The sequence below is a fragment of the Inquilinus limosus MP06 genome (assembly GCF_000767795.1).
Lineage (GTDB): Bacteria > Pseudomonadota > Alphaproteobacteria > DSM-16000 > Inquilinaceae > Inquilinus > Inquilinus limosus_E.
This window is the reverse complement of the sequence record NZ_JANX01000450.1, coordinates 1-5,375: the sequence shown is the minus strand read 5'-3', so window position 1 is coordinate 5,375 and position 5,375 is coordinate 1. Positions and strand designations below refer to the sequence as shown.

Here is a 5,375-nt window from a genome sequence, read left to right as displayed (position 1 = left end):
CTGCGCGCGTCCGCGCGCGAATGGGCAGGGCACCGAACTTGCAGTTCATGCCGGCTTGCGACAGTCGGGCCGGCTTGAGCCGAGAAAACCCCCTCCCCCTACCCTCCTCCCGCGAGGGGAGGGGGGACTCAAAAGAGGCGATGTGTGAATGTCGTAGCTCCTCGGGGAGGGTGAGAGAGCGAGGAGGGGCGATGTCCGACATCTGGGCCATGCCGCCGGGCTTGCCCGACCTGCCGCCGGGCCAGGTCCATGTCTGGCGCCTGCGCACCGACCGCGACCCGCGGCCCGGCCTCGCCTTGCTGTCGGCGGAGGAGCGGCGGCGCGCCGACGCGTTCCGCACCGAGTTGCTGCGGGCCCGCTACGTCGTTGCCCATGCGGCGCTGCGGCTGCTGCTCGGCCGCGTGCTCGATGCGCCGGCGGACCGGCTGCGCTTCCGCCAGAACTCCTGGGGCAAGCCTGAATTGGCGGAGGGCGACCTGCGCTTCAACCTTTCGCACAGCGGCTCCTGGGCGCTGGTGGCGCTGGCCCGCGGGACCGAGGTCGGGGTCGATGTCGAGACCGTGTCGCACCCGCCGCCGATGGAGGTCGCGGGCATCGCCTATTCGACGGCGGAGCGGGCGGCCCTGGCGGGCCTGTCCGGCCCGGCGCTGACCGCCGCCTTCTACGCCGTCTGGACCCGCAAGGAGGCGCTGTCCAAGGGCATCGGCCGCGGCTTCTCCTTCGACTTCACCGGCTTCACCGTCAGCGCCGACCCGGCCGAGCGGACCAGCCGCCCGATGCTGCCGCCGGATCTCGCCGGCACCGACTGGCAGCTGCACGACCTGCCGCCGCTCGAAGGCGCGGCCGCGGCCCTCGCTGTCCCGGCCGCGGGCCTGGGGATCTCCACGTGGCGCTTCGAGCCGGGCCTCTGGGGGCTGTAGCGGCTTCACCACCCGATACCACCAACGAGCCGATCAAAAGATCGTCATTGCGAGCGCAGCGAAGCAATCCATCGGGCCGCAAGAGCGGAGGCATGGATTGCTTCGTCGGCTTCGCCTCCTCGCAATGACGGTTCTTTTAGATGGAGCCTGATTGCGATCTTGTCGGTATCGGCCGGCTACCCGCCGCTCCCGCGATCGGCGATGATGGGGCCGAGCAGGGGAGGCGCTTATGCTGGACCACGTCACCATCCGGGTCGGCGACTTCGAGCGGTCGAAGGCCTTCTACGACGCGCTGCTGGCGCCGCTCGGCATCACCCGGCTCTATGCCGACGGCGAGACCTTCGCCGGCTACGGCGCCGGCCGCCGGGCGTTCTTCTGGATCGGCCTGCATGACGGCGCCGTCACCGGCACCCATGTCGCCTTCGCGGCGCCGGACCGGCCGACGGTCGACCGCTTCCATGCGGCCGGGCTGGAAGCGGGCGGCCGCGACAACGGCGCCCCCGGGCTGCGGCCGCACTACCACCCTGACTATTACGGCGCCTTCCTGCTCGACCCCGACGGCCACAATGTCGAGGCGGTGTGCCGCGAGGCGCCGTGACGTAGCCTCGCCGGCAGCATTTGCAGACGGTCTCATACGGAGAACCTAGGAAAAGATCGTCATTGCGAGCGCAGCGAAGCAATCCATGGCGCAGCTCGTGCGGGACGATGGATTGCTTCGTCGGCTTCGCCTCCTCGCAATGACGGTTCTTTTCTGGCATCTGATCAAGAACGCGTTGGTCTCAGGTCGCCAGGAAGCCGCCATCGACCGGCACGATGGCGCCGTTCATCATCGCCGAGCCGTCGCCCAGCAGGTACAGGATCACCTCGGCCACCTCCTCCGGCTGGGCGAAGCGGCCCAGCGGGATGCGGCCCAGCATCGGGCCGGACTTGGCCGGGTCGCTCCACGCCTTCACCGCCATCGGCGTCAGCGTCACCACCGGATTGACGCTGTTGGTGCGGATGCCGTGCGGCCCCAGCTCCACCGCCATCACCCGGGTGATCTCGTCCAAGGCGCCCTTCGACGCGCAATAGGCGGTGTGGTCCGTCAGGCCGATCATCGAGGACACGCTCGACACGTTGACGATGGTGCCCTTCCGGCCGCGGCGGATCAGGTCGCGCGCCACCACCTGGGCCGCGATCATCGGCGCCCGGGCGTTCACCGCCATGATCTGGTCGAAATTCTCGACCGAGGTGTCGAGGAAGGATTCCAGCGTGGTGGTGCCGGCGCAATTGACCAGCGCGTCGACCGGCAGCGCCTCCTCGGCCGCCCGGCGCGTCGCCTCGGCATCGGCCAGGTCGACCGCGATGCTGCGGCAAGCGATCTCCTGCTCCAGGCTCGCCAGGTCCTCGGGGCTGCGGGTGGCGGCGATCACTTCGGCGCCGCGCCGGTGCAGCATCACGGCCGTCGCGCGGCCGATGCCCTTGCCCGCGCCGGTCACCAGCACCCGCCGCCCGGCGAAATCCTGCCTGTCCACATCGTCCTCCCTATGCACCTGCGCCATCGCCACCCTATATCAGGGTCGGGACGCCGCCGCCTCCCCCGGGGCCGGCCCAGGAGATCGATGATGCCCGAACCCTATCCCGTGACCCGCACCGAGGCCGAGTGGCGCCAGATCCTGACGCCCGAGCAGTATCAGGTGATGCGGCAGCACGGCACCGAGCGGCCGGGAAGCTGCGCCCTGCTGCACGAGCACCGGCAGGGCGCCTTCTGCTGCGCCGGCTGCGGCAGCAAGCTGTTCGAATCGACGCTGAAGTTCGAGAGCGGCACCGGCTGGCCCAGCTTCAACGACCCGGTGCCGGAGTCGGTCGAGACCACGGTCGACCGCAGCTGGGGCATGACCCGCGTGGAGGTGCATTGCGCCACCTGTGGCAGCCATCTCGGCCATGTGTTCGAGGACGGGCCGCCGCCCAGCGGGCTGCGCTATTGCATCAACGGCGTGGCGCTGGACTTCCAGCCGGAATAGAAACTTCGCAACAAAACAGCCCCGCCCTTTGGGGGGCGGGGCTGTTTCGTCACGTCCGCTGCAGGATCAGCAGCGCCCGACGGCGTGGCAGTTCGTCAGGCCGCCGACGGCCGCGCCGCCGACACCGCCGATAATCGCGCCGGTGCCGACATTACCGCCGGTGATCGCCGCCGTGCCGGCCCCGAGGCCAGCGCCGAGGGCGCCGCCCGAAAGCGCCCGGGTGCCTGGGTCGCGGCCGCATGCCGCGAGCGCCAGCGCCGCGACGACAATGATCATGGCTGGCTTCAGCATTCCGTTCTCCGTACCTGTTTACCTCAGACACGGAAACAATGCGGAGCGTGTGGCCGTTCCCAGCTTACGGCGGCAAAGGGACGGGGTGTGGCATGGAAGCCTCACACCCGATGGCGGCCTTCACCCTGGCGGCGGTCAGCGGCAGGTCGCGCAGCCGGTGGCCGATGGCGTCGGCGATGCCGTTGCCCAGCGCGGCGCTGGCCGGGCCCTGGCCGGTTTCGCCGCAGCCCAGGAAGGGCGCGCCGGGCCGGTCGACGATATGGACCTCGATGCTGTCCGGCACCGCGTCGAACCGCAGGATCGGGTAGGTCGACCAGTCGACCGAGGTGATCCGCCCCCGGTCGAAGCCGACGCTCTCATACAGCGTCCAGCTCATCGACTGCAGCAGGGCGCCTTCGATCTGGTTGCGCACCCCGTCCGGGTTGACCACCTGGCCGGTGTCGACCGCGGCGACGGCGCGCGGCACGCGGACCGTCCCGGTCTCGCGCTCGACCGCCACCTCCAGCGCCACGGCGCAATAGGCGGCCAGGTTCTTGTAGCGGGCGAAGGCGAAGCCGCGGCCATGCCCCGGCGCCACCGGCTTCCCCCGGCTCCAGCCGAAAGCCTCGGCGGCGGCGGTGACGACATCGCGGGCGCGCGGGTCGTCCAGATGCTTCAGCCGGAACTCGACCGGGTCGGCGCCGGCGGCCAGCGCCAGCTCGTCCATGAAGCTCTCGATCGAGAACACGTTCATCTGCGCGCCGAGCGACCGCAGGGCGGAGATGCGCAGCGGCATGTCCGGCAGGAAGTGGTGCACCACCCGGGCGCTGGCCAGGGTGTAGAGCGGGATGGCGTTGCGGTCGCCACCGCCCTCCGGCTGGGGCAAGGGCTTCGGCGCCGGCACGGGGAAGGGCTTGGCCAGGTGCCGGGCGGCCAGCAGGCTGCCGGCCGGGCCGGGGCGCATCGAATGGGTGTTGCTCCACACCCCGTAATCCCAGTCGGCGATGCGGCCGGTGTCGTCCAGCGTGGCGCGGGCCTGCGTCACCATCGCCGGGCCGTAGGGCTCCCAGGCATGCTCCTGCTCGCGCATCCACTGCACCCGCACCGGTCGGCCGGGCAGGGCCACCGCCAGCAGGGCGGCGTCGGCCGCGGCGTCGTCGGCGGCGTTGTGGCCGTAGCAGCCGGAGCCGGGGACATGGATGCAGCGCACCGTCTCGACCGGCCGGCCCAGCATCTCGGCGATCGCCTTGCGGTCGGGATAGACGCCCTGGGTGTGGGTCCACACCGTCAGCAGCCCGTCCTTGTCCTGCTGCGCCACGGCGCAGGACGGGCCGATCGAACCGTGCATCAGATAGGGCCTGGTGTAGCGGGCCTCGACGGTCCTGCCGCCGGCAGGCGGCGGCGCGTCATGCCTGTCGAGGATGGCGAAGTCCCGGGCCGGCAGGGCCAGCAGCGCCTCCGGCAGCCGGGCCTGGTCGGGCAGCGCCGCATCCTCCTGCCACTGCGCCGCGGCGGCCAGGACCCGCATCGCCTTGATCGCCTGGTACTCCTGCTCCGCCGCCACGGCCAGGAAGTCGCCGTCGCGGATCACCTTGACCACGCCGGGCAGGGCCTCGGCCGCGCCGCTGTCCAGCGCCGCCAGCCGGGCGCCGGGGCTGGGCGGCCGCACGATCCGGGCGTGCAGCATGCCGGGCAGGCGCATGTCCTGCACATAGGCCTCGCCGCCCGTCACCTTGCCCGGGATGTCGATGCGCGGCACCGGCTGGCCCATGACGCGGAACGCGGCCGGGTCGGTCAGCGGCGACTCCGGCCTGGCCTCGACATGCAGCGACAGGCCGGCCGCGAGCGCGCCGAAGGAGCGGCGGTTGCCGTCCGGCGCCAGCACGACGCCGCGCGTCGAGTCCGCAACTGCCCGGCCGGCGTGCCCATCTGGCGCGCCGCCTCGGCCAGCAGGATCGCGCGCACCTGGGCCGCGGCATGGCGGATGGCGGTGCCGCTGTCCTGCATCGAATGGCTGCCGGCGGTGTAGCCCTCATTGGGCGGTGCGGCCGGTATCGGCGGTGACGATCGTCAGCCCCTCGAAGGCCAGGCCAAGCTCCTCGGCCGCGACCTGGCGCAGCGCGGTGGCGATGCCCTGGCCCAGCTCGGCCTTGCCGGTGAAGACGGTGACCGTGCCGTCCGT

At 71.6% G+C, this 5,375-nt stretch carries 7 protein-coding genes; 3 read left to right on the top strand and 4 right to left on the bottom strand.

The genetic code is table 11. The features are described 5' to 3' along the window. The first annotated feature begins 191 nt into the window (after positions 1–191). On the top strand, positions 192–920 hold the full coding sequence (locus tag P409_RS25590; RefSeq protein ID WP_052121386.1) for a 4'-phosphopantetheinyl transferase family protein: 729 nt from the start codon (positions 192–194) through the stop codon (positions 918–920). A gap of 229 nt (positions 921–1,149) precedes the next feature. Continuing rightward, entirely contained in the window at positions 1,150–1,518 is a 369-nt protein-coding gene (locus P409_RS25585) for a VOC family protein (protein WP_034845087.1), read from the top strand. Between the two features lie 181 nt (positions 1,519–1,699). On the opposite strand, the gene P409_RS25580 is transcribed toward P409_RS25585, so the two are convergent. Next, positions 1,700–2,434, bottom strand: coding sequence for an SDR family oxidoreductase (locus P409_RS25580; RefSeq protein WP_034845090.1), 735 nt, complete (start codon positions 2,432–2,434; stop codon positions 1,700–1,702). A 90-nt stretch (positions 2,435–2,524) separates the two neighbouring features. On the opposite strand from P409_RS25580, the gene msrB reads away from it, so the two are divergent. After that, on the top strand, positions 2,525–2,923 hold the full coding sequence (msrB, locus tag P409_RS25575; RefSeq protein ID WP_202964813.1) for a peptide-methionine (R)-S-oxide reductase MsrB: 399 nt from the start codon (positions 2,525–2,527) through the stop codon (positions 2,921–2,923). Between the two features lie 66 nt (positions 2,924–2,989). Here the strand turns inward: msrB and P409_RS25570 are convergent, their stop codons facing one another. From P409_RS25570 to P409_RS41625, 3 genes are all read right to left on the bottom strand, one after another. Beyond that, entirely contained in the window at positions 2,990–3,214 is a 225-nt protein-coding gene (locus P409_RS25570) for a hypothetical protein (protein WP_034845083.1), read from the bottom strand. A gap of 64 nt (positions 3,215–3,278) precedes the next feature. After that, on the bottom strand, positions 3,279–5,078 hold the full coding sequence (locus tag P409_RS25565; RefSeq protein WP_052121384.1) for a xanthine dehydrogenase family protein molybdopterin-binding subunit: 1,800 nt from the start codon (positions 5,076–5,078) through the stop codon (positions 3,279–3,281). 147 nt (positions 5,079–5,225) lie between these two features. Then, the coding region (locus tag P409_RS41625) for a molybdopterin cofactor-binding domain-containing protein (protein ID WP_202964812.1) at positions 5,226–5,375 on the bottom strand (150 nt) is incomplete at its 5' end.

Bases quoted from the DNA above. Each gene is read 5' to 3' on its own strand.
- P409_RS25570 (WP_034845083.1), bottom strand. From the start codon at position 3,214: ATGCTGAAGCCAGCCATGATCATTGTCGTCGCGGCGCTGGCGCTCGCG.
- P409_RS25590 (WP_052121386.1), top strand. From the start codon at position 192: ATGTCCGACATCTGGGCCATGCCGCCGGGCTTGCCCGACCTGCCGCCG.
- msrB (WP_202964813.1), top strand. From the start codon at position 2,525: ATGCCCGAACCCTATCCCGTGACCCGCACCGAGGCCGAGTGGCGCCAG.
- P409_RS25585 (WP_034845087.1), top strand. From the start codon at position 1,150: ATGCTGGACCACGTCACCATCCGGGTCGGCGACTTCGAGCGGTCGAAG.